The organism is Micromonospora qiuiae, assembly GCF_016863555.1.
Taxonomy (GTDB): Bacteria; Actinomycetota; Actinomycetes; order Mycobacteriales; family Micromonosporaceae; genus Micromonospora; species Micromonospora qiuiae.
In genome coordinates, this window is the sequence record NZ_BOPC01000036.1 from 1 (window position 1) to 23,686 (window position 23,686).

19 protein-coding genes are annotated in these 23,686 nt (G+C 70.8%); 13 read left to right on the top strand and 6 right to left on the bottom strand.

All coding sequences use genetic code 11. The features are described from left to right. Positions 1-292 precede the first annotated feature (292 nt). Positions 293-3,289, top strand: a complete 2,997-nt coding sequence (uvrA, locus tag Vqi01_RS13945; RefSeq protein ID WP_204035207.1) for an excinuclease ABC subunit UvrA — start codon at positions 293-295, stop codon at positions 3,287-3,289. Positions 3,290-3,614: 325 nt separating this feature from the next. Beyond that, complete coding sequence (locus Vqi01_RS13950; RefSeq protein ID WP_204035208.1) at positions 3,615-4,094, top strand: Rieske (2Fe-2S) protein; 480 nt, start codon at positions 3,615-3,617, stop codon at positions 4,092-4,094. 46 nt (positions 4,095-4,140) lie between these two features. Here Vqi01_RS13950 and Vqi01_RS13955 read toward each other — a convergent pair whose 3' ends face one another. Continuing rightward, entirely contained in the window at positions 4,141-7,395 is a 3,255-nt protein-coding gene (locus Vqi01_RS13955; RefSeq protein ID WP_204035209.1) for a penicillin acylase family protein, read from the bottom strand. A gap of 195 nt (positions 7,396-7,590) precedes the next feature. Here Vqi01_RS13955 and uvrC point away from each other — a divergent pair, with 195 nt between their 5' ends. After that, on the top strand, positions 7,591-9,588 hold the full coding sequence (gene uvrC / locus Vqi01_RS13960; RefSeq protein ID WP_204035210.1) for an excinuclease ABC subunit UvrC: 1,998 nt from the start codon (positions 7,591-7,593) through the stop codon (positions 9,586-9,588). Positions 9,589-9,918: 330 nt separating this feature from the next. Here the strand turns inward: uvrC and recQ are convergent, their stop codons facing one another. Together recQ and Vqi01_RS13970 are read right to left on the bottom strand one after the other, a co-directional pair. Further along, on the bottom strand, positions 9,919-11,817 hold the full coding sequence (gene recQ, locus Vqi01_RS13965; protein WP_204035211.1) for a DNA helicase RecQ: 1,899 nt from the start codon (positions 11,815-11,817) through the stop codon (positions 9,919-9,921). A 102-nt stretch (positions 11,818-11,919) separates the two neighbouring features. Beyond that, entirely contained in the window at positions 11,920-12,453 is a 534-nt protein-coding gene (locus Vqi01_RS13970) for a hypothetical protein (protein ID WP_204035212.1), read from the bottom strand. A 147-nt stretch (positions 12,454-12,600) separates the two neighbouring features. On the opposite strand from Vqi01_RS13970, the gene Vqi01_RS13975 reads away from it, so the two are divergent. Then, positions 12,601-13,455, top strand: a complete 855-nt coding sequence (locus tag Vqi01_RS13975; RefSeq protein ID WP_204035213.1) for a helix-turn-helix domain-containing protein — start codon at positions 12,601-12,603, stop codon at positions 13,453-13,455. Positions 13,456-13,479: 24 nt separating this feature from the next. Beyond that, positions 13,480-13,662 (top strand): DUF397 domain-containing protein, encoded by a 183-nt coding sequence (locus tag Vqi01_RS13980; RefSeq protein WP_204035214.1) that lies wholly within the window; start codon positions 13,480-13,482, stop codon positions 13,660-13,662. 281 nt (positions 13,663-13,943) lie between these two features. On the opposite strand, the gene Vqi01_RS13985 is transcribed toward Vqi01_RS13980, so the two are convergent. Then, entirely contained in the window at positions 13,944-14,522 is a 579-nt protein-coding gene (locus Vqi01_RS13985) for an aminoglycoside adenylyltransferase domain-containing protein (protein WP_204035215.1), read from the bottom strand. A gap of 339 nt (positions 14,523-14,861) precedes the next feature. After that, positions 14,862-15,500, bottom strand: coding sequence for a hypothetical protein (locus Vqi01_RS13990; RefSeq protein WP_204035216.1), 639 nt, complete (start codon positions 15,498-15,500; stop codon positions 14,862-14,864). A gap of 284 nt (positions 15,501-15,784) precedes the next feature. Between Vqi01_RS13990 and rapZ the strand changes: the two genes are divergently transcribed. From rapZ to Vqi01_RS14030, 8 genes are all read left to right on the top strand, one after another. Next, positions 15,785-16,633, top strand: a complete 849-nt coding sequence (gene rapZ, locus Vqi01_RS13995) for an RNase adapter RapZ (protein ID WP_204035269.1) — start codon at positions 15,785-15,787, stop codon at positions 16,631-16,633. Then, positions 16,630-17,607 (top strand): gluconeogenesis factor YvcK family protein, encoded by a 978-nt coding sequence (locus Vqi01_RS14000; RefSeq protein ID WP_204035217.1) that lies wholly within the window; start codon positions 16,630-16,632, stop codon positions 17,605-17,607. Before rapZ ends, Vqi01_RS14000 begins: the two co-directional genes overlap by 4 nt. 54 nt (positions 17,608-17,661) lie before the next feature. Continuing rightward, positions 17,662-18,642: a DNA-binding protein WhiA gene (whiA, locus tag Vqi01_RS14005; RefSeq protein WP_204035218.1), complete on the top strand. Its 981-nt coding sequence runs from the start codon at positions 17,662-17,664 to the stop codon at positions 18,640-18,642. 264 nt (positions 18,643-18,906) lie between these two features. Next, the gene (gap, locus tag Vqi01_RS14010; RefSeq protein ID WP_204035219.1) at positions 18,907-19,911 is read left to right on the top strand and encodes a type I glyceraldehyde-3-phosphate dehydrogenase; all 1,005 of its coding nucleotides are present in this window, start codon (positions 18,907-18,909) and stop codon (positions 19,909-19,911) included. Then, a complete protein-coding gene (locus Vqi01_RS14015) occupies positions 19,908-21,110 on the top strand; it encodes a phosphoglycerate kinase (RefSeq protein ID WP_204035220.1) in 1,203 nt (400 codons plus the stop codon). The genes gap and Vqi01_RS14015 overlap by 4 nt, the downstream gene beginning before the upstream one ends. Then, entirely contained in the window at positions 21,110-21,901 is a 792-nt protein-coding gene (gene tpiA, locus Vqi01_RS14020; protein ID WP_204035221.1) for a triose-phosphate isomerase, read from the top strand. The genes Vqi01_RS14015 and tpiA overlap by 1 nt, the downstream gene beginning before the upstream one ends. 95 nt (positions 21,902-21,996) lie before the next feature. After that, positions 21,997-22,257 (top strand): preprotein translocase subunit SecG, encoded by a 261-nt coding sequence (gene secG / locus Vqi01_RS14025; protein ID WP_204035222.1) that lies wholly within the window; start codon positions 21,997-21,999, stop codon positions 22,255-22,257. A gap of 136 nt (positions 22,258-22,393) precedes the next feature. Next, a complete protein-coding gene (locus Vqi01_RS14030; protein WP_204035223.1) occupies positions 22,394-22,738 on the top strand; it encodes an RNA polymerase-binding protein RbpA in 345 nt (114 codons plus the stop codon). A 180-nt stretch (positions 22,739-22,918) separates the two neighbouring features. On the opposite strand, the gene pgl is transcribed toward Vqi01_RS14030, so the two are convergent. Then, positions 22,919-23,683 carry a 6-phosphogluconolactonase gene (pgl, locus tag Vqi01_RS14035; RefSeq protein WP_204035224.1) on the bottom strand — a complete coding sequence of 255 codons (765 nt, stop codon included), beginning with the start codon at positions 23,681-23,683 and terminating at the stop codon, positions 22,919-22,921. Positions 23,684-23,686 lie beyond the last annotated feature (3 nt).

Below are 23,686 nucleotides of genomic sequence, written 5' to 3' on the forward strand. Positions count from 1 at the left end.
GGGGTGCGGGGTGCGGGGTGCGGGGTGCGGGGTGCGGGGTGCGGGGTGCGGGATGCGGGATGCGGGGAGGGCGGGGTGCGAGGGTGCGGGGAGGGGCGGGGGATGGGGCGGGGGATGGGGCGGGGCGGGGGTGTGGGGGTGTGGGGAGGTGTGGGGTGGGGGAGTTGTCGGGGGGCGGGTTTACAGTTGCCGGGGCGCACTCTCTGCGCTGGCACAACCGCGGGAGGGCCGTTGAGGTCATCCCAAAAGCGGACAGATCTTCCTCCTCACCTCACCCGGGAGTACACGGACCGTGGCCGACCGTCTGATCATCCGTGGCGCACGCGAGCACAACCTGCGTGACGTCAGCCTCGACCTGCCCCGGGACGCCCTGATCGTGTTCACCGGGCTCTCCGGGTCGGGCAAGTCGAGCCTGGCCTTCGACACGATCTTCGCCGAAGGGCAGCGCCGCTATGTCGAGTCGCTGTCGTCGTACGCCCGGCAGTTCCTCGGTCAGATGGACAAGCCGGACGTCGACTTCATTGAAGGGCTGAGCCCGGCGGTGTCGATCGACCAGAAGTCGACCTCCCGCAACCCGCGTTCCACCGTCGGCACCATCACCGAGGTCTACGACTACCTGCGGCTGCTGTTCGCTCGGGTCGGCGAGCCGCACTGCCCGGTCTGCGGCGAGCGGATCTCCAAGCAGAGCCCGCAGCAGATCGTCGATCGGGTCCTCACGATGGCCGAGGGGACCCGGTTCATGGTCCTCGCCCCGGTGGTCCGGGGCCGCAAGGGCGAGTACGTCGACCTGTTCGCCGAACTCCAGTCCAAGGGGTACGCGCGGGCCCGGGTCGACGGCGTGGTGCACCAGCTCACCGACCCGCCGAAGCTGAAGAAGCAGGAAAAGCACACCATCGAGGTGGTGATCGACCGGCTCAGCGTCAAGCCGAGTGCCCAGCAGCGGCTGACCGACTCGATCGAGGCTGCGCTGGGGCTCTCCGGCGGTCTGGTCCTGCTCGACTTCGTCGACCTGCCCGAGGACGACCCCGACCGGGAGCGCCGCTACTCCGAGCACCTGGCCTGCCCCAACGACCACCCCTTGGCGATCGAGGACCTGGAACCCCGGGTCTTCTCCTTCAACGCGCCGTACGGCGCCTGCCCCGAGTGCACCGGCCTGGGCACCAAGAAGGAGGTGGACCCGGAACTGGTCGTGCCCGACCCGGAGCGCAGCCTGCGCGAGGGCGCGATCCAGCCCTGGTCGACCGGGCACAACCTGGAGTACTTCCTGCGCCTGCTGGAGGCCCTCGGCGCCGTGGAGCACTTCGACATCGACACGCCGTGGCGGGCGTTGCCGTCGCGGGCGCAGAAGACCATCCTGCACGGCTCCGACGACCAGGTGCACGTGCGCTACCGCAACAAGTACGGCCGGGAACGCTCGTACTACACCGGCTTCGAGGGCGTGGTGCAGTGGATCGAGCGCCGGCACTCCGACACCGAGTCGGAGTGGTCGCGGGAGAAGTACGAGGGCTACATGCGCGACGTGCCCTGCGCGGCCTGCGGCGGCGCCCGCCTCAAGCCCGAGGTGCTCGCGGTCACTCTGGCCGGGCGCAGCATCGCCGAGGTGTGCAACCTGTCGGTGGGCGAGTGCGCCGACCTGCTGGCCGGCATCGAGCTGACCGACCGGCAGAAGTTGATCGCCGAGCGGGTGCTCAAGGAGATCAACGCCCGGCTGCGGTTCCTGCTCGACGTCGGCCTGGATTACCTCTCCCTGGACCGGCCCGCCGGCACCCTCTCCGGTGGCGAGGCGCAGCGCATCCGGCTGGCCACCCAGATCGGCTCCGGCCTGGTCGGGGTGCTCTACGTGCTGGACGAGCCCTCCATCGGTCTGCATCAGCGCGACAACCATCGGCTGATCGAGACCCTGGTGCGGCTGCGTGGGCTCGGCAACACGTTGATCGTGGTGGAGCACGACGAGGACACCATCCGCACCGCCGACTGGATCGTGGACATCGGTCCCGGTGCCGGTGAGCACGGCGGGCGGATCGTGCACAGCGGTTCGGTGCCGGCGTTGCTGACCAACCCGGAGTCGCTGACCGGGGCGTACCTCGCGGGGCGCCGGGAGATTCCGATGCCGAAGAGCCGCCGGCCGCAGACGCCGGGGCGTGAGCTGGTGGTGCACGGGGCGCGCGAACACAACCTGCGCAACCTGACCGTGAGCTTCCCGCTCGGCCAGTTGATCGCCGTCACCGGGGTCAGCGGGTCGGGCAAGTCGACCCTGGTCAACGACATCCTCTACGCCGTGTTGGCCAACCAGATCAACGGCGCCCGGCTGGTGCCCGGCCGGCACACCCGGGTCTCCGGTCTGGAGCACGTGGACAAGGTCGTCGGCGTCGACCAGTCGCCGATCGGCCGTACGCCGCGCTCCAACCCCGCCACCTACACCGGGGTCTGGGACCACGTGCGCAAACTGTTCGCCGAGACCACCGAGGCCAAGGTCCGGGGGTACGGCCCGGGCCGGTTCTCGTTCAACGTCAAGGGTGGTCGCTGCGAGGCGTGCTCCGGCGACGGCACGATCAAGATCGAGATGAACTTCCTGCCCGACGTGTACGTCCCGTGCGAGGTCTGCAAGGGCGCCCGGTACAACCGGGAGACCCTGGAGGTGCACTACAAGGGCAGGACCGTCGCCGACGTGCTGGACATGCCGATCGAGGAGGCGGCCGAGTTCTTCTCCGCCATCCCCGCCATTCACCGGCACCTCAAGACGCTGGTCGACGTGGGCCTCGGCTACGTACGGCTGGGCCAGCCGGCGCCGACGCTCTCCGGCGGTGAGGCGCAGCGGGTCAAGCTCGCCTCCGAGTTGCAGAAGCGCTCCACCGGGCGGACGGTCTACGTGCTGGACGAGCCGACCACCGGCCTGCACTTCGAGGACATCCGTAAGCTGCTGCTGGTGCTGGAGGGTCTGGTCGACAAGGGCAACACGGTGATCACGATCGAGCACAACCTCGACGTGATCAAGAGCGCCGACTGGCTGATCGACATGGGGCCCGAGGGCGGTCACCGGGGCGGCACCGTGCTCGCCGCCGGCACCCCCGAGGAGGTGGCCGAGGTCGTCGAGAGCCACACCGGGCAGTTCCTGCGTACCGTGCTCAAGCTCGACGGCGCGGCCAAGGGCGCGGCGGCGGCCACCGCCCGAGCGGCCAAGGCCAACGGCAGCAAGGCGAACGGCAGCAAGGCGAACGGCACCAAGGCCAACGGCAGCAAGGCGAACGGCACCAAGGCCAACGGCAGCAAGGCCACCGCGACGCGCTGACCCCGAACACCCTGCCTTCGCGCGCTGAAACCCGCGCGTAGATCCCGCGCCACGGCGTCGGGCGGCTGCCACCGCCCGGCGCCACCGGCGCGATGCGATCGAGCGGCCATCGCCGCGACGCCAGAGTTGATCAAGAGGTTTGCGTCAAATTTGCACGGGTCCCTGACGCAAACCCCTTGACGCGACGATGGCGGCAGCGGGGCGATAGTGGTGCGTGGGGATGCTGGCCCGGGTGGTCGATGGGGTGCAGCGTTGGGCAGAGTGGTTCGTGTTTGGCATGGCGGCGATGGGCCATGCACGGCGGGTTGAACGAGGAGGGGTGGGCATGACTGAGGAGCCGGTGGTGACCGGAGCGGCGCTGCGGACGCGGCGGGCCCTGCTGGCCGGCGCAGGGGCGGCCGGTGCGGCGGTGGTGTTGTCGGCCTGCGGCGACGAGCACGACAACGGCACCGCGTCGACCAGTCCGGGGCCGGCCGTGACGCAGACCGGCGACGCCGGCGGCGGCGACCGGCAGGGGGCCCAGTCCCTGGCCCGGACCACCGACATCCCGGTCGGCGGGGGTGCCGTCCTCGCCGCCCAGGGCATCGTGATCACCCAGCCGACCCCGGGGGAGTTCCGGGGCTTCGACCCGAAGTGCCCGCACCAGGGGTGCAGCGTGACGACCGTCGAGGGCGGCACCATCAACTGCGTCTGCCACAACAGCCGGTTCTCGATCGAGGACGGCTCGGTCCAGTCGGGTCCGTCCCCGGCCCCACTGGCACCCAAGGACGTCAAGGTTTCCGGCGACCACATCTCTCTCGCCTGAGATGCGGTGGTGGCCGGGTGACGTCCCGGCCACCACGGGATGTCGCTCAGTGGGCGTACACGGACAGCTCCCACAGCGAGAATCCGTAGGAGGTGCCCCGGGTGAGGCCGACCATCCGCACGTAGCGGGCCTGCTGCGGGGCGAAGGCGACCACGTCGGTGCCGCCGTCACCGGCCGTGGTGGCCCAGACCTGCCGCCAGGTCGTTCCGTCGGTGGAGACCTCGATCCGGTACGAGCGGGCGTACGCCGCTTCCCAGGCCAGGACCACCCGGCCAACCTGCCGTACGCCGCCCAGGTCCACCCTGATCCACTGGTTGTCCGACCAGGAACTGGCCCAGCGGGTGCCCAGGTCGCCGTCGACGGCACGGGCCGCCGGATGGAGCAACTGGTTGCTGGAGGCGCTCACCGGCCGCCCGAGGGCCAGGTTCGTCAGGTCGGCACCGCGCCGGGCCGGGAACGAGACCACCTGCTGGTAGGTGGGGCGGTTCTGCCAGGCGATGGTGGCGTGCTTGATCCCACCCAGCGGCGACTGGATGATCGCGTCCGCGCACCACTGATCGCCGGCGGCGCAGCTGGCGTCGCCCGGGTAGGTGGTGGTGGCCGGCGTGGCTGCCGCCGTGCGCAGGGTGTCGAGCAGGATCTGCCGGCAGGAGCCCAGGTTGCCGCTGCCGCAGAAGGTACGCCCGAGGCCGCCCGCGACCGGGTCACCGAGGACCGCCCGCAGGTCCTTGTCGACGTAGCCCCACCAGCCGTACTGGAAGGCCGAGCCCTTGTGGGTCTGTGCGCTGTTGGCTGAGGAGGGCAGGTTCGACAGGTCGCCCTGCTGATGCCCGGAGGGCGACTCGTTGATCTGGAGGGTGTTGACCAGGGACTGGTAGAGCTCCGGGCCGAGTGGGTCGCGGAACATCCCCCGCACCAACAGCGGCCACCAGGCGTCGAAGGTGCGGATCGCCTCGGCGTGCTGGTAGACCTTGCTGCCCTTGGCGGTCTCCACCCGCAGCGCGCCAGCCTGCCGCCACGCTTTGAGTCGGCTGATCTCGGCGGCCAGCGCGCCGTCGGTGACCGGCTGGCTCTCCAGCACCCGGATCAGTTCGCCGAGCACCTCGGCGCCGCGCAGGTCGGTCAGGCCGGCCCGCTGCACCAGCTCGGTGAGGGATGCCCGGTCGAACTTCCGGCCCGCCGCGATGGCCGCGCGCACCGGCTTGTCCAGCAGGTCACCCCGGTGTACGGCGCCGAAGCTGAAGTTGCCGTCGGCCGCCCCGAAGTCCTTAACCTGTTTGTTGTTCCAGCTGATGTAGTAGTCCTGGTTGATCGACTGGGGGTGGGCGGAGCGCGGGGCGTAGCGGGCGGTGCCCGCCTCCGGGTCGAAGTCCAGCCATTCGTTGGCGCGTTCGGCCTTCATCGGCAGGTTCGGGTTGCTGCCGGCGGCGCGCACCGGGTTGAGTCCGGAGTTGAAGTACGCCGACTCGGTGGAGTTGACGTAGAACCAGTTGAAGGCGTACTCCACGTTGTGCGCCGAGTCCAGGAACGCCTCGGCGGTGCCCATCCGGGTCGGGTCGTTGAACATCTGGAAGCCGATCGCCGAGTCGGCTTCCCGCCCGTAGGTGGAGCGCAACTGGGTGAAGGCGTGCGGGACGCCGTCGACGGTGCCCCGCCAGGCCACCAGCCCCAGCCTGGTCCGCCAGGCGACCAGCTTGTACGACCCGGCCGGGGTGCCATCGGCCACGGTCGGGCTCCACCGGTTGACCCGGGACAGCTCCTCCATCGCCAGGCACTGGCCCCGGAACAGGTAGTGGTTGCTGGCCAGCGTCGGCGTGCCGCCGCCCGGCGCGCAGAGCGGCACCGCGTACGTGTCGGTGATGTCCTGGATGGCGGAGGTGGCGCTCCAGGCGTAGTCCTGGCCCCGGCCGAGCAGCACGTACAGGTTGAGCCCGGCGAACGCGGCGCCTCGGGCGCTGATTCCCGGCCCCTGCAACTCCTGGACCATCAGCAGTTGCGGAGAGAAGTAACCGGTCTGCGGCCCGAAGACGGCGATCGGGTGCCCGGTGACGGAGTGCTCGCCGGAGATCACCGCCGCGTTGGACATGCCCCGGTGCGTCGGGTCGATGGTCAGCCCGGACAGGGCGGCGGCCAGCTCCGAGCCGCTGTCGGAGGTCGAGGTGGCGGAGCCGGTGGCGTCGGTGACGACCGGCTCGACCCGCGCCGATCCGGCGTCCGGCAGCACCACGCTGGGGGCGTCGGGGGAGGCGTCGCCGTACGGGAAGCTCTGCCCGTCGTGCAGGGTCAGCACGGTCTCCGGGTCGTTCTGCCCCCGGAAGCCCTGCCACACCCGGTCGCCCTCGACCGGTCCGTACCTGGCCCGCGCGGCGAGGCGGACCAGCGCGGACTGCATCTCGGTGCCGCCACCGCCGCCGAACAGGCCGCCGACCACACCGGCGATCGCGATCAGGTCGGTCATGGTGAACGGCTTCGGGCCGCCGGCGTTGGTGATCGCGTCGAGGTGGCCGGTGAGCACGTACTCGCCGGGACAGTTTCGCCCCGCCATGCAGGTGCGGATGTAGGCGTTGATCCCGGCGATGTACTCCTGCACGTCGGCGTAGAGCTGCTCGCCGCGCGCGCCGCTCTTGCGCCGCAGCGCCGCCACCTGGGCTTCCAGGTCCGCCTCGGTGTACGGGGAGGTACGCCAGACGCTCTGCTCCAGCGCCCGGTTGCCGGGGGCGCCGCCGGCGAAGGAGGTCAGGGTGCCCCGGCCGACGTGGCGCAGCAGGTCCATGGTGAACAGCCGGTCCTCGGCTCCGGCGTAGCCGGCGCCGTACATCGTGCCGGCCCGGGTGGTGCCGGTGATGTGCGGAACGCCGGTGGCCCGGTCCCGCACGATGCGTACGTCCGAGCGTGGGGAGTAGTCGCGTTCGACCTGGTTGGGGGCGACGCCGAAGGAAGCGCCGTGGAAGAACGTGTCGATCTGCTCCGCGCGCAGACCGGCGTAGCCGTAGACGAGGTTGGCGTACTTGTCGAGTTGGTCGGCGGAGTGCCGGGGCAGGGTGCCGAACGCCTGGTTGGCGAGGATCTCGACGAGCGTGGCGTTGCCGTTCTGGCCCGGGGGCAGGATCTCCGAGCATTCGCCGAGGCAGTGGTCGTTGCCGGCGAAGGCGCTGGCGACGTTGGCGGCGAAGACGGTGTCCGGGGCCGCCGTGGTGGCGGCCGTGGCGGTTGCGTTGGGCGGCGTGGCGACGAGGGAGGCGACGGCGACGGCGGCGGTCGCGCCGGCGAGCAGTCTGCGGGTGGCGGCGTGAAGGGGCATGGCGATCCTCTGTGGACGGGGGGCCATCGGACGGGATCATCACATGAAGAACATTCGGTTACCGGATGGTAGGCTTCCGCGCGCCGTATTGGAAGTCGTCAATTATCGCAGGCGGGCCCATCGGTCCAAACGGGGCCGAAAATCGACAATCAGGGACGATTCGGACCTGTCGGCGGGGGCGACTAGTCTCGGGGCGTGGCTGATCCCTCGACCTACCGTCCCGCCGCCGGCACCATCCCGGAGTCGCCGGGGGTCTACCGCTTTTACGACGGCACCGGCCGGGTGATCTACGTCGGCAAGGCCCGCAACCTGCGCAGCCGGCTCAACTCGTACTTCTCGGATCTGCTCGGCATGCATGAGCGGACCCGGCAGATGGTCACCACGGCCGAAGCGGTCGATTGGGTCACCGTGGGCACCGAGGTCGAGGCGCTCCAGCTCGAATACACCTGGATCAAGCAGTACGACCCGAGGTTCAACGTCCGCTACCGCGACGACAAGTCCTACCCCTACCTGGCCGTCACCCTCGACGAGGAGTTTCCGCGCCTGCAGGTGATGCGCGGCGCCAAGCGCAAGGGGGTGCGCTACTTCGGGCCGTACTCGCACGCCTGGGCGATCCGCGAGACGCTCGACCTGCTGCTGCGGGTCTTCCCGGCGCGGACCTGCTCCGCCGGCGTCTTCAAGCGGGCCGGTCAGGTCGGCCGGCCCTGCCTGCTCGGCTACATCGGCAAGTGCTCCGCGCCCTGCGTGGGCAGCGTCAGCGCGCAGCAGCACCGCGAGATCGTCGACGGCTTCTGCGACTTCATGGCCGGGCGCACGGACACCATGGTGCGCAAGCTGGAGCGCGAGATGGCCCAGGCCAGCGCGGAGCTGGAGTTCGAGCGGGCGGCCCGGCTGCGCGACGACATCGCCGCGCTGCGGCGGGCGATGGAGAAGCAGACGGTGGTGCTCGGCGACGGCACCGACGCCGACGTGGTCGCCTTCGCCGACGACCCCCTGGAAGCCGCGGTGCAGGTCTTCCACGTACGCGGCGGCCGGGTACGCGGCCAGCGCGGCTGGGTGGTGGAGAAGACCGAGGCCCTCACCATCGGCGACCTGGTGCACCACTTCTGCACCCAGGTCTACGGCGGCGAGCAGGGCGAGACCGACGTGCCGCGCGAGCTGCTGGTGCCGGAGCTGCCCGCCGACGCCGACGCGTTGGCCGAGTGGCTCTCCAGCCGCCGGGGCAGCCGGGTGACGCTGCGGGTGCCGCAGCGCGGTGACAAGCGCGCCCTGCTGGAGACGGTCGAGCGTAACGCCACCGACGCCCTGGCCCGGCACAAGCTCAAGCGGGCCGGCGACCTGACCACCCGCAGCAAGGCCCTCGACGAGATCAGCGAGGCGCTGGGCATGCGCACCGCGCCGCTGCGCATCGAGTGCTACGACATCTCGCAGATCCAGGGCACCGACGTGGTGGCGAGCATGGTCGTCTTCGAGGACGGGCTGCCCCGCAAGAGCGAGTACCGCCGGTTCATCATCCGGGGCGCCACCGACGATCTCTCGGCGATGTCCGAGGTGCTGCGTCGTCGCTTCGCCCGCTACCTCGACTCCCGTGCCGAGACCGGCGAGGCCGGCGTCGAGTCGGCCACCGATCTGCCCGCCCCGGCGGACCTGGCCGGTGCGCTCGACGGCGGCGGCAACGAGCCGAGGGTGGGCGTGCTGGTCGACCCCACCACCGGACGCCCGCGCAAGTTCGCGTACCCCCCTCAACTGGTGGTGGTGGACGGCGGCGCACCGCAGGTGGCCGCCGCCGCGCAGGCCCTCGCCGAGATGGGGGTGGACGACGTGGCGCTCTGCGGCCTGGCCAAGCGGCTGGAGGAGGTCTGGCTGCCCGACGACGACTTCCCGGTCATCCTGCCGCGCACGTCGGAAGGGCTCTACCTGCTGCAACGGGTACGCGACGAGGCGCACCGCTTCGCCATCACCTTCCATCGGCAGCGCCGCTCCAAGCGGATGACCGCCTCCGCCCTGGACAACATCCCCGGCCTGGGCGAGGTCCGCCGCAAGGCCCTGTTGCGCCACTTCGGCTCGCTCAAGCGCCTGTCGGCCGCCACCGTCGAGGAGATCACCGAAGTCCCCGGTGTCGGCCCCCGCACCGCCGAGGCCATCCTCTCCGCCCTCAAGGCCGAAGACGGCAAGCCGCCACCGACCGACTGACCGCGTTCGAACGGTTTCTGTCGGGACGGGCCCCGCGCGTTTGCTCGGCGTGTCCGGGCCCCGCGCGTTTGCTCGGCGTGTCCGGGCCCCGCGCGTTTGCTCGACGTGCCCGGGACGCGGGTGTGTGTCTGGGTCCCTGTCGAGCTGAGAGCGTGAACGGATCGCGGAGCCGATCTTGGCCAGCCTGTGTCTGATAGCGCAGACGGTTCAGCTCGACAGGGACGACTACCGCAACGGCTTGCGCCCTGAGGGGAACGTGCGACCGTCGGGATGCTGCTCCGGGCGGCGACCGGTCACCCGGGCGCCGAGGCCCGCGACGTCACCGAGACGTCAGTCAGACGGCGTGGAGTCGGTGAGCACGGCAAGGATCTGCTCGCCGTACCTGGCCAGCTTGGCCTCGCCGACGCCGCTGATCTGGGAGAGATCGGCCAGCGAGGCGGGGGCCTCGGCGGCGATCTGGCGCAGCGTGGCGTCGTGGAAGATGACGTACGCGGGCACGCCCTGCTCCTTCGCGGTCGCCGCCCGCCAGGCGCGCAGCCGCTCGAAGGTGCCGGCCGCCTCGGCGGGCAACTCCGCGACCATGGTGGCCGCGCCCCGGGGCTTGGCCGTCCGCGTCGCCCGCGCCGGGCGGGCCGGTTCGCGGCGCAGCATCACCGTACGCCGTCGGCCGAGCACCTCGGCGCTGGCGTCGGTGAGCGCCAGGGTGCCGTAATCGCCCTCGACGGCGAGCAGCCCCTCGGCGAGCAGTTGTCGCACCACGCCACGCCACTCCGCCTCGCTCAGCTCACCGCCGATGCCGAACACGGTCAGCGCGTCGTGCCGGTGCTGGACGATCTTGTCGGTGCGGCGACCCAGCAGGATGTCGATGCAGTGCCCGGCGCCGAAGCGCTGGTTGCGTTCCCGGTCGAGTCGGAAGACCGTCGACAGCAGTTTCTGCGCGGCCACCGTGCCGTCCCACGACTCGGGCGGCTCCAGGCAGGTGTCGCAGTTGCCGCAACCGCCGGTGGCCGGCTCGCCGAAGTACTCCAGTAGCTGCACCCGGCGGCAGCGGACCGTCTCGCAGAGCGCCAGCATCGCGTCCAGGTGGGCGGCGAGGTTGCGCCGGTGGGCCAGGTCGCCCTCCGAGGTGTCGATCATCTTGCGCTGCTGCACGACGTCCTGCAGTCCGTACGCCAGCCACGCCGTCGACGGCAGCCCGTCACGGCCCGCGCGGCCGGTCTCCTGGTAGTAGCCCTCGACCGATTTCGGCAGGTCGAGGTGAGCGACGAAGCGTACGTCCGGCTTGTCGATGCCCATACCGAAGGCGATCGTGGCCACCATCACCACGCCGTCGGCGCGCAGGAACCGTTGCTGGTTCGCGGCCCGGGTCGCGGCGTCCAGACCGGCGTGGTACGGCAGCGCGTCGACACCGTTGGCGACCAGGAACTCGGCGATCTTCTCCACGGAGGCGCGGGACAGGCAGTAGACGATCCCGGAATCGCCGGGATGCTCGTCGCGCAGCAGGGCGAGCAGTTGCTTGCGGGGCTCCCGCTTCGGCACGATCCGGTACTGGATGTTGGGTCGGTCGAAGCTCGCCACGAAATGCCGCGCCTCGGTCAGCGAGAGCCGGGTGGCGATCTCGGCCCGGGTGGCGCTGGTCGCGGTGGCGGTCAGCGCGATGCGCGGCACCCCCGGCCAGCGTTCGTGCAGCATCGACAGGTTCAGGTAGTCCGGGCGGAAGTCGTGCCCCCACTGCGACACGCAGTGCGCCTCGTCGATGGCGAACAGGCTGATCCGGCCCCGGTCGAGCAGGCTCAGCGTGGCCCGGCTGGCCAGCGCCTCCGGCGCGAGGTAGAGCAGGTCGATCTCCCCGGCCAGGAACTCCGCCTCGACCAGCCGACGGGTGTCCAGATCGAGCGTGGAGTTGAGGAAACCGGCCCGGACGCCGACCGCGGTCAGCGCGTCCACCTGGTCCTGCATCAACGCGATCAGCGGCGAGATCACCACGGCGACGCCGTCGCGGACCAGCGCCGGGATCTGGTAGCACAGCGACTTGCCGCCTCCGGTCGGCATCAGCACCAGCGCGTCCCCGCCGCCCACCACGTGGTCGATCACCTCGCGCTGGAAGCCGCGGAAGGAGTCGTACCCGAAGACCCGCCGCAGCACGTCCAGGGCCGCTGTCACCTTCTCGCCGGTAGGCGCGTCGGAGGTGGCCAGGTCGGTGATGCTCACGTCGGCGGGGGAGACCATCCGAGGATTCTACGAGGCCATCGCCCGCCGCTCGCGCCCCGCGCGCGATCATGGACACTTTCCGTTCGACCCTCGGAACCTGTCCAAGATTCGAAACGCCCGTCACCGAGAGGTCTGCGGGCCGTCGCCGTCGCCCCAGCTCAGGCCATTGACACCGGCCGCGCGGTGGAAGCCGGGATGGCCGGTGACGTCCATGCAGATCTTGTTGTCCGGGCCGACCTGGCCGCAGAACACCGGCTCGACGTGGTTCCAGGCGTCGGCGCGGGACAGCAGCGCCGCGCCGGCCGGCAGTTCGGGGCGGAGGATCGTAAGTCCTTCCGTGTAGACGACCGCCTGCTCCCGGGCTTCATCGGGGTCGGCGGCCAGGTAGGTCAGGTGCAACGTCCAGCGGCGGGGAAACCGGCCCGCGTTGCTGGACGAAGGGCCGCCCGACCGCCGCTCGCGCTCCGTCGTGTATCGGTCGACCAGCGCATCGACGTACGACGAGAGGGCGCTCGGCCTGGTCAGCGCGTGGGCGATCGCGGCTCGCTGCCGTTCGGACACGTCAGCCCCATCCAGTACGGCGGACAACTCCTCCTGAAACCCAGCGCCCCGCTCAACCCGCCGCTCCCACCGCGACGATCGGTTGTCATCCACGCCGCTCCTCTCGCTGAGTAATGGAATGCTCACTGGAATCCTGAACCAGGCCGGACGGAAATGCAACGTCCTACTTTCATTCGCGATGACTTGATTCCCCTTCACGCACGTGATATGAATCGGTGACTCTGCGTGGAGGTGTTGAGGATGGCGCAAGTGCCGAGCCCGACGATCAGAGCCCGCCGTCTGCGACGGGAACTGCGCCGGCTGCGCGACCGCACGGGCCGCACCGCCGAAGAGGTGGCCAAGCAGCTTGGCTGGCACCGAACGAAGGTCATCCGCTTCGAACTCGGGCACTCGCGGGTCATGGCCAAGGACGTGCAGACGTTGCTCGACCTCTACGGCGCCACCGAGGAGGAGCGGGAGGCACTGACGGCACTGCATCGGCAGGCCCGCCAGAAGGGCTGGTGGAGCGCGTACGGTGACGTGTTGCCGGACGACTACGTGGGTTTCGAGGCCGAGGCGACGTCCATCAGCAGCTACGAAAGCCTCTACGTTCCCGGTCTGTTTCAGACCGAGGAGTACGTCCGGGCCATTGTCCGGGCCGGCCGCAGCACCGCCGACCAGGATGAAGTCGATCGGCGCGTGGCAGCTCGCCTCGGTCGCAAGGTGTTGCTCTCCAGAGATGAGCCGCCGAGGTTGTGGATGATCATCGACGAGGCAGCCGTCCGCCGGGTGGTCGGCGGGCCGAAGGTGATGCGGGCGCAGTTGGCGCGGCTGATCGAGGCGTGCGAACTGCCCACCGTCGAAATGCAGATCCTGCCCTTCTCAGCCGGTGCCCATGCGGCGATGGGCGGTCCCTTTGCCCTGCTTGACTACGCCGATCCCTCGTTGGACCCGACGGTGGTCTACCTCGACAACGACTCCAGCACCCTTTTGCTTGAGGAAGACAGGCACGTAGCCCGATATAGACTCATGTTCGACCACCTCATGGCCAAGGCGCTCGACCCCGACGAGTCGGCCGCCTTCCTGGGCCGGGTGGCTGACGACTATCCGGATTGACCTACATCCACAAGGGGCCAGCCGATGACCGCTGACCAGGCGAAGTGGCGCAAGAGTAGTCGGAGCAGCGCCAGCGGTTCCAACTGCGTCGAGGTGGCGGAGGTGGTTGGCGGGTTGGCGGTGCGGGATTCGAAGGATCCGGCGGGGGCGGCGCTGCGCTTCGAGCGGGCTGCCTGGTCGGCGTTCGTGGCCGGGTTGCGCGCCTGATCTCGGCGGCGCTCGGCGATGGATGATCTGAGCGAACTGCTGTCTGCAAACGAGGAGGTACTCGTAGGGCAGCCGGCGCCAGCGGTGCTACGCCCGCTGGGAAACGGCGGCACGCACCGGGTCGTGAAGGTCTTCCATGAGCCAAATGATCTTGCGAAGGCGCTCGAAGGGATCGGCTGGTCCGCGTGTATCCGGCCGGTCGGGACGACGCTGATCGCTGGTTCTGCCATGCCACAGGGGTAGTCCAGCACGAGTTTCAGCCAGCACGGCCCCGGGACGGATCATCGCGTGCCGGCTGCCGGTGAGTCGCTGTGCGGGGTGGTTTCGTGCAGCACGGTGTCGAGCAATTCGGCTATGCCCTGATCGTCGAGGTTGCTGGCAGGGTCGTGCTCGTATTGCTGAACCGCCTGCCGGATCGCTGACAACCCAGGTTGCCGGCCAAGCGCCCACCGTGCGGCTTGAGCCTTGGAGCTGTGCACCCGCTCAACTGCGAAGTGCCATATGCGGCAGGCGGTGAGAACCATGAAGGCAGCGTCCTCGGTGTCGTCCGTGCGGGATCGCCAGGTCAGCAACCAGTGCCCGCCGCGATCGATGATCGGGTCAGCCGGTACGGGAGCGATCACGTCATGGGGCGCGGCGCCCCGGAGGGCACGACCGTCAGCCCGCGCCATGGACAGCTCGGGGAGCAGATCCGGATATCCTGCCACCTGACGTTCGGCCTCGAATGCGACGGACGACCCGTCGTAGCGGCCGATGTGTGCCTCCAAAGCGGGAGCCCGATCGGGCGCGCGAGCGACCTGCGACGTGACGACATGCAGGTCGATGCCCGATGCGGTGCCGACCTCCGCCTGACGAACCACGTGTAAGGGTCTGCGGCCAGGAGCGCGCATCGAGTGTCTTCCGGACGCGGCGAGCGAGGCTGCCCTCCGGGGCCGCCCATCTCGTGGGAGAAGGCATGTAAATCTTGGACAGTTCCCGTTCAGCCGGAACAGAAGCTGTCCAAGGTCTATGAGTAGGTGTGGCGTGTGTAGCGAGGGCGTGGGACGGACGTGGCCGCCGTTTCGGCGGGATGGCGGCATCCCGGGTCAGAAGTCCGCCATTCCGCCGAAACCGAGTTGATCAACCTGATGGTCCACGCGACCTGGCGTCATGGCGCGCGATCAACCAGGGCGGCGGCACCTCCGAGGTGGCCAGGAGGGCTAGGGGACGGGGACGGGTTTGGCCCAGCGGAGGGTGCCGGTGGGGTCGATGTGGCAGAAGGCGACCAACAGGTGGGACGGATCGGTGAGCGGGGCGGCGCCGACGCCCATCCGGAAGAGTGCCACCAGGCTGCCGTCGGCGACCGCCCGGGTGCCGACCGCGCCGAAATTGTCCGGAGTACGCAGCGAGTCGCTCGACTCGGGGCGGGGCCCGAGGCCGGCGAGCCAGTCGTACCGCTCGGCCAGCCGCTCGTACGAGCCGGCCCAGTTGGTCCCGGTGCTGCCGGTGGCGTCCCAGCCGTCGATCGGCCGCACCACCCGGGGTGGGGTGACCCGGTTGTCCAGCAGGATCACCTGGTAGGTACCCGGCTGGCGTGGCCCGGACCAACGCAGCCGCAGCAGCACCGACTGGTTGGCGGGGTCGCCGCCGATCACGCCGTCCCGCCAGCCGTAGGCGGCGGCCAGGTCAGCGACCTGGTCCGGCTGCGGCAGCATGGCCTCGACGGTGACCGTGATCGCGTCGGGGCTGGCGCCGCGCTCGCTTTCGCGCTGCCGGGCGTGGTCGACTGTGGCCAACACGGCGACGGTGACCGACACAAGGGCCACCACCCAGCGCAATCGCGCCCCAGGTCTGCCCATCGCCGCAGGATAGCGCCCGATTGCGCGCCACGCCGTCAGCCAGCCGACAGAGGTGGTGTCGTCTGTGTTCCGGCCCGATTGGCCTGGCCGGGTCGTCCCGAAGGAGCTCCTGACGTCAGTGGCATCGGTCCTGGACAGCGCACTAGAGTCGCTGATTGACCAACGCCCGGTCGGCATCGACCGCGGCGCCACGGCTTGGGGGTTGATGGGTGGGCGAGGCGCACACGACCGGTCACCAAACCGGCGTTTCCGGGGCGGCGGCGGAGACGGAGACGGAGACCACGCTGGTCGTGGTCACCGGTCTGTCGGGCGGTGGCCGCAGCACGGTGGCCCGGGCCCTGGAGAACGTCGGCTTCTACGTGGTGGACAACCTGCCGCAGGCGCTGCTGCTGGACATGGCCGAGCTGGCGGTGAAGGCCGGCGGGGCGGCCCGGCGTACCGCGATGGTGCTGGATGTACGCTCCCGGGCCTTTTCCACCGATTTGGCCGAGGCGATCCGTGAGCTGAAGGAGCGCGGCTACGCCCCTCGGGTGGTCTTCGTGGACGCCGACGACGAGGTGCTGATCCGCCGGTTCGAGAGCGTCCGGCGGTCGCACCCGTTGCAGGGCGACGGGCGGCTCGTCGACGGCATCGCGGTCGAGCGGGGCCTGCTGGAGGAGGCCCGCGACCAGGCGGACGTGATCATTGACACCAGCCACCTCAACGTCAACCAGCTGCGTCGGCGCGTCGAGGAACTATTCGGCGGCGAGGACGCCCGCCGGCTACGGGTGACAGTGCTCTCCTTCGGCTTCAAGTACGGCCTGCCACCCGACGCCGACTTCGTGCTCGACGCCCGGTTCCTGCCCAACCCGTACTGGGTGCCGGAACTGCGCGAGCACACCGGCCGGGAGGAGGCGGTCAGCGCGTACGTGCTGGGGCAGGAGGGTGCGGACGCCTTCGTCGAGGCGTACGCGGACCTGGTCAACGCCACCACCGCCGGCTTCGAGCGGGAGGGCAAGCGGTACCTGACCGTGGCGATCGGCTGCACCGGCGGCAAGCACCGCAGCGTGGCGATCGCCGAGGAACTGGCCGCCCGGCTGCGCCGTACCGGCCTGGCCGCCAACGCCCAGCACCGCGACCTGGGGCGGGAATGACGATCCGGGTGGTGGCCTTCGGTGGCGGCCACGGCCTGTCCGCGTCGCTGCGGGCGCTGCGGCGTTGCGCACCCGCGCTCGATCTGCACATCACCGCCGTGGTGACGGTCGGCGACGACGGCGGCTCCAGCGGGCGGTTACGCGCCGAGCGGGGCGGACTGCCCCCCGGGGACCTGCGGCAGGCGTTGGTCGCGCTCTCCGGCGACCATCCCGCCACCCGACGCAGCGCGGGGCTGTTCCAGCATCGTTTCGCCGAGGGGGCCAACGGCGGCTGCGGCCGGGGCGACGCGCTGGCCGGTCACGCGGTCGGCAATCTGGTGCTCTGCGGGCTGATGGAGCTGCTCGGCGACCCGGTGGCCGCCCTGGAACACGCCGGGGCGATGCTCGGCGCGGTCGGCCGGGTGCTGCCGATGTCGTGCCAGCCGGTCGACATCGAGGCCCGGGTACGCGGGGCGGACCCGGGCCGCCCCGACGAGGTCTGCACCATACGGGGGCAGCACCAGGTGGCGGTCACCACCGGGCGGGTCGAGTCGCTGCGGCTCACCCCGCAGTCGCCGCCGGCGTGCGTGCAGGCGGTCGCCGCGATCGGCGCGGCCGACTGGCTGATCTTCGGGCCGGGCAGCTGGTACACCAGCGTGCTGCCGCACCTGCTGGTACCTCAGTTGGCCGCGGCGATCCTGGCCAGCCAGGCCCGGCGGCTGGTCACCCTCAACCTCGCCGCCGAGAAGGAGACCCTCGGCCTCTCCGTCGCCGACCATCTGGCGGCGCTGCGCTGGTACCTGCCGGGGCTGGTGGTCGACTTCGTGCTCGCCGATGCCAAGGCGGTCGGTGACCCCGAACCCGTCGAGCGTGCGGCAGAATCGCTGGGAGCACGATTGGTCCTTGCTCCCGTCGCGGTCGACGACGGCACTCCCCGTCATGATCCGGCCGCCCTTGGCGCCGCCCTGGTGCCCGTCCTGGGCGCCGATCGTTAGACACGTACGTAATCTCCGGCGACACGCCGGAACCAGTCCGTGAGGGGACGCACAATGGCGATGACGGCTGCGGTCAAGGACGAGCTGAGTCGGGTCGACGTGCCCAAGCCCTGCTGTCGGCGGGCGGAAATGGCGGCGCTGCTGCGGTTCGCCGGTGGGCTGCACATCGTCTCCGGTCGAGTGGTGGTGGAGGCGGAACTGGACACCGGCGCGGTGGCCCGCCGGCTACGCCGGGAGATCGCCGAGGTGTACGGCTACCCGAGCGAGATCCACGTACTCGCTTCCGGCGGGCTGCGCAAGGGCAGCCACTTCATCGTCCGGGTGGTCAAGGACGGCGAGGCCCTCGCGCGGCAGACCGGGCTGCTGGACGTGCGGGGCCGGCCGGTACGCGGCCTGCCGCCGCACGTGGTGGCCGCCAACGTCTGCTGCGCGGTCTCCGCCTGGCGGGGCGCGTTCATGGCGCACGGCTCACTGACCGAGCCGGGCCGTTCCAGCGCCATGGAGATCACCTGCCCCGGTCCGGAATCGGCCCTGGCCCTGGTCGGCGCGGCCCGCCGCACCGGCATCACCGCGAAGCACCGGGAGGTGCGCGGCGTGGACCGGGTGGTGATCAAGGACGGTGACGCCATCGCCGCGCTGCTCACCCGGGTCGGCGCCCACGCCAGCGTGCTGGCCTGGGAGGAGCGCCGGGTCCGCCGTGAGGTACGCGCGACGGCCAACCGGCTGGCCAACTTCGACGACGCGAACCTGCGCCGTTCGGCGAGGGCCGCGGTGGCCGCCGCCGCCCGGGTGACCCGGGCGCTGGAGATCCTCGCCGACGACGCACCGCAGCACCTGACCTCGGCCGGCCGGCTGCGTCTGGAGCACCGGCAGGCGTCCCTGGAGGAGCTGGGCGCGCTGGCCGACCCGCCGCTGACCAAGGACGCCATCGCGGGGCGAATCCGCCGGCTGCTGGCGTTGGCCGACAAGCGGGCGAGGGACCTGGGCATCCCGGATACCGAAGCTGCCGTCACGCCCGACATGCTCGTGGTCTGATAGGACGGTGGGTGTCGGCACTGCAACGGGGAACCACCCGGCGCAGCGCGGCTGGGGGCGCTCGGATATGGTCGCTGAGTACGGCAAGGGAGCCGGCAGCGGCGCTCCCGCCGTACCCACCGCCTCACGGCGGTCTGGTCCCTCGGACCGCGGCGGGGTGGCCGAGATGAATCGTCAAACGGCCGGCTCAAACGGTCGGCGCACATCACTTCGCCGGCCGAGGGTCTCCACGCCGGCGGACCAGAACGCGAGGAGATGGGACCTGTGACCATCCGGGTTGGCATCAACGGCTTCGGCCGAATCGGCCGCAACTTCTTCCGGGCAGTGCTGGCCTCCGGCGCTGACGTCGAGGTCGTCGCGGTCAACGATCTCACCGACAACGGCACGCTCGCCCACCTTGTCAAGTACGACAGCATCCTGGGCCGCCTCCCGCAGGAGGTCAAGGCCACCGCCAACGAGATCACCGTGGGCGGCAAGAGCATCAAGGCGTACGCCGAGAAGGACCCGGCGGCGCTGCCGTGGGGCGACGTCGGCGCGGACGTGGTCATCGAGTCCACCGGTTTCTTCACCGACGCCACCAAGGCCAAGGCGCACATCGACGGTGGAGCCAAGAAGGTCATCATCTCGGCGCCGGCCAAGAACGAGGACGTCACCATCGTGATGGGCGTCAACGATGGCCTCTACGACCCCGCCAAGCACAACATCATCTCGAACGCCTCCTGCACCACCAACTGCCTGGCGCCGATGGCGAAGGTCCTGCACGACACGTTCGGCATCCAGCGTGGCCTGATGACCACCGTCCACGCCTACACCCAGGACCAGAACCTCCAGGACGCGCCGCACAAGGACCTGCGCCGGGCCCGCGCCGCCGGGATCAACATCGTGCCGACCTCGACCGGCGCCGCGAAGGCCATCGGCCTGGTGCTGCCGGACCTCAAGGGCAAGCTAGACGGGTACGCGCTGCGGGTGCCGATCCCCACCGGTTCCGCCACCGACCTCACCGTCACCGTCAGCCGGGAGACCACGGTGGACGAGGTGAACGCGGCGCTGAAGGCCGCCGCGGACGGGCCGATGCGGGGCCTCCTGACCTACAACGAGGACCCGATCGTCTCCGCCGACATCGTCACCGACCCGGCGTCGTGCATCTTCGACGCCCCGCTTACCAAGGTCATCGGCGACCAGGTCAAGGTGGTCGGCTGGTACGACAACGAGTGGGGCTACTCCAACCGCCTTCTCGACCTCGTGAAGCTGGTTGGTTCGTCGCTGTGAGCATCCGTACCCTCGACGACCTGCTCGCCGAGGGGGTGTCGGGTCGGCGCGTGCTGGTGCGTGCCGACCTGAACGTCCCGCTCGACAAGCAGACCGGCGAGATCACCGACGATGGCCGGATCCGGGCGGTGCTGCCGACGCTGGGGGCGCTGACCGAGGCCGGCGCCAAGGTGGTCGTCTGCTCGCACCTGGGTCGGCCCAAGGGCTCGCCGGATCCACAGTTCAGCCTCGGCCCGGTCGCCGGGCGGCTCGGCGAACTGCTCGGCGTGTCGGTGCACTTCGCCACCGACACCGTGGGCGAGTCGGCCCGGGCCACCGTGGCGCAGCTCGCCGACGGCGAGGTCGCGCTGCTGGAGAACCTCCGCTTCAACAAGGGGGAGACCAGCAAGGACGACACCGAGCGGGGCGCCTTCGCCGACCAACTCGCCGCGTTCGGCGACGCGTACGTCGACGACGCGTTCGGCGCCGTGCACCGCAAGCACGCCAGTGTGTACGACGTACCGGCGCGCCTGCCGCATGTCGCCGGCCGCCTGGTGCTGCGCGAGGTGGAGGTGCTCTCCACGCTCACCGGCCAGCCCGAACGGCCGTACGTGGTGGTGCTCGGCGGGTCCAAGGTCTCCGACAAGCTCGCCGTGATCGAGGCGCTGCTGCCGACCGTGGACCGGCTGCTCATCGGCGGCGGCATGTGCTTCACCTTCCTCAAGGCGCAGGGCCACGAGGTGGGCACCTCGCTGCTCGAGAAGGACATGGTCGAGACCTGCCGCAACCTGCTGGAGCGCTCCGAAGGCAAGATCATGCTCCCGGTCGACGTGGTGGCCGCCGACGCCTTCGCTCCGGACGCTGCGCACGACGTGGTCCCCGCGGACGGCATCCCCAGCCACCGGGTCGGGCTCGACATCGGGCCGGAGACGGTGGCCGGTTTCGCCGCCGCGCTCAAGACCGGCACCCGGACCATTTTCTGGAACGGCCCGATGGGCGTGTTCGAGATGCCCGCGTTCGCGGCCGGCACCCGGGGCGTCGCCGAGGCGATCGCCGGTTCCGAGGCGTTCAGCGTCGTCGGTGGTGGCGACTCGGCTGCGGCGGTGCGGGCGCTGGGGCTGGACGAGAAGGCCTTTGGCCACATCTCCACCGGCGGCGGCGCCTCCCTGGAGTACCTGGAGGGCAAGACCCTCCCCGGCATCGCGGCTCTGGAGAACTGATGACGAGCGCCCCCCGCCGGCCGTTGATGGCCGGCAACTGGAAGATGAACCTCAACCACCTCGAGGCGAACCTGCTGGTGCAGAAGCTGGCGGCCAGCCTCACCGAGAAGCAGCTGACCGAGGTGGAGACGGTGGTCCTGCCGCCCTTCACCGACCTGCGTACGGTGCAGAGCGTGGTGGAGGGCGACAAGCTGCTGATCGGCTACGGTGCGCAGGATCTGTCGCCGCACGCGTCCGGCGCGTACACCGGGGACATCTCCGGGCCGATGCTGGCCAAGCTGGGCTGCACGTACGTGGTGGTCGGGCACTCCGAGCGGCGGGCCTACCACCACGAGAACGACGCCCAGGTGCGGGCCAAGGTGCAGGCGGCGCTGACGCACGGGCTCACCCCGATCCTCTGCGTGGGCGAGGGGCTGGACGTCCGGGAGCAGGGCGGACACGTCGCGCACTGCTCTGACCAGCTTGACGCGGCGCTCAAGGGGCTGCCGGCCGAGCAGGTCACCAAGGTCGTGGTCGCGTACGAGCCGGTGTGGGCGATCGGCACCGGCAAGACGGCCACCCCGGAGGACGCCCAGGAGGTCTGCGGCGCGGTGCGGGCCCGTCTGGCCGAGACCTTCGACCAGGGCACGGCCGAGCAGGTCCGGGTTCTCTACGGCGGCTCGGTGAAGTCGTCCAACATCGCCGCGATCATGGCCCAGCCGGACGTGGACGGCGCCCTGATCGGTGGCGCCAGCCTGGACGCCGAGGAGTTCGCGAAGATCTGCCGGTTCCCGGAGCACATCTCCGGCTGATCGCTCGCTATCCTTGATTCCGCCCGTCCGCCGGTCGGTGCCGCCGTGCCCGAACTGCCCGGGCGAGGATCGTAACGAGAGGACTGACCCCCGCCATGCCGATCTGGTTCGCCTACACGATGATCGTGTTGCTGGTCACCACGAGCGTTCTGCTCACCCTGCTGATCCTGTTGCACCGCGGCAAGGGCGGTGGGATGTCCAGCATGTTCGGCGGTGGCGTCAGCTCCAGCCTGGCTGGGTCGTCAGTGGCCGAGAAGAACCTTGACCGCTACACCGTTCTGGTGGGCATCGTCTGGTTCGCCTGTATTGTCGGGCTCGGCCTCTGGCTCCGCCTTCAGGTAGGCACAGGAGTCTGAGCAGGCCATCTGGTCGTACAATCTGCGCGCGGTTCGTCACCCGACGAGCCGCGCGCAGTTCGTTTCACCCGCTGCACCGCGTCGCCCGCCGCCCACCCCTCGACGGCGGTCCCCTCCCACGACAGGAGTCAGCGCCGTGTCGAACGGCCACGCCATCCGGGGCACCCGCGTCGGGTCCGCGCCTGCACGCCACCCCGAACGTCACAAGCCGGTCCCGTGCCGGTCGGTCAGCTACTGGTGCCGCAACGGGCACCGCACCGACATCCGCATCGTCGCCGACGTGGCGGCCCCGCCCGTCTGGGACTGCCCCCGCTGCGGCCAACCCGCCGGCCAGGACGCGCAGGATCCGCCGGCCCGGACCCGGGCCGAGCCCTACAAGACCCATCTGGCGTACGTCAAGGAGCGACGTACCGACGCCGAGGGTGAGGCGATTCTCGCGGAGGCGCTCGCCGCCCTGCGTCGCCGTCGTGGCCTCCGCTGACACCGCCGTCGCCGCCCCGCCCGCCCGCCGTCCGTCGCCGCCCGTCGCGCACCCGCCGCCCGCCCGTCGCGCACCCGCCGCCCGCCCGTCGCGCGCCCGTCGCCGGTGCGCGCGGTGGCCGGTGTTAGAAAGGGGCCCTTTTAATACACGAGGCGTTAAAAGGGGGCCCTTCCTTTCACGTCAGCGGAGGCTGCGGAAGCGGGTGGGGACGGAAGCGGCGGCGGCGCGGTCGAGCAGCCAGAGGGTACGGCTGGTGCCCTGCACCCCGGCCGCGGGAATCTGCACCGGCCCGGCGCCGGCCAGGGCCATGCCGACCGCGTGAGCCTTGTCGGCGCCGCCGGCCACCAGCCACACCTCCTCGGCGGTGTTGATCGCCGGCAGGGTGAGGGTGACGCGTACCGGCGGCGGCTTCGGGCTGCCCCGGACCGCGCTGACCGGGCGGCTCTCGTGGTGCACCGGGTGACCCGGGAAGACCGAGGCGACGTGCCCGTCCTCGCCCACGCCGAGCAGCAGCACGTCGAAGTGGGGCAGCACGGCGGTGCCGGGCCGGGCCGCCTGGGCGAGTTCGTCCGCGTACCGGGCGGCGGCCTCCTCCGGGCCGGCTCCGGCCTCGGAGGCGGGCATCGGGTGGACCCGGGCCGGATCGAGCGGCAGCCCGTCCAGCAGCGCCGCGCGGGCCTGGGTTTCGTTGCGCTCCGGGTCGCCGGCGGGCAGGAAGCGTTCGTCGCCCCACCACACGTCGACCCGGGACCAGTCGACGGCGTCGGCGGCCGGCAGCGCGGCCACCGCCCGGTAGACCGCCGCGGCGATCCGGCCGCCGGTGAGCACCACCGACGCCTCGCCACGCGCGGCTTGCGCGTCGAGCAGCCGTACCACCAGCCGGGCCGCGACGGCCTGCGCCAGCAGGTCGGCGTCCGCATGTACGGCAACACTCGCCTCATTCATGGG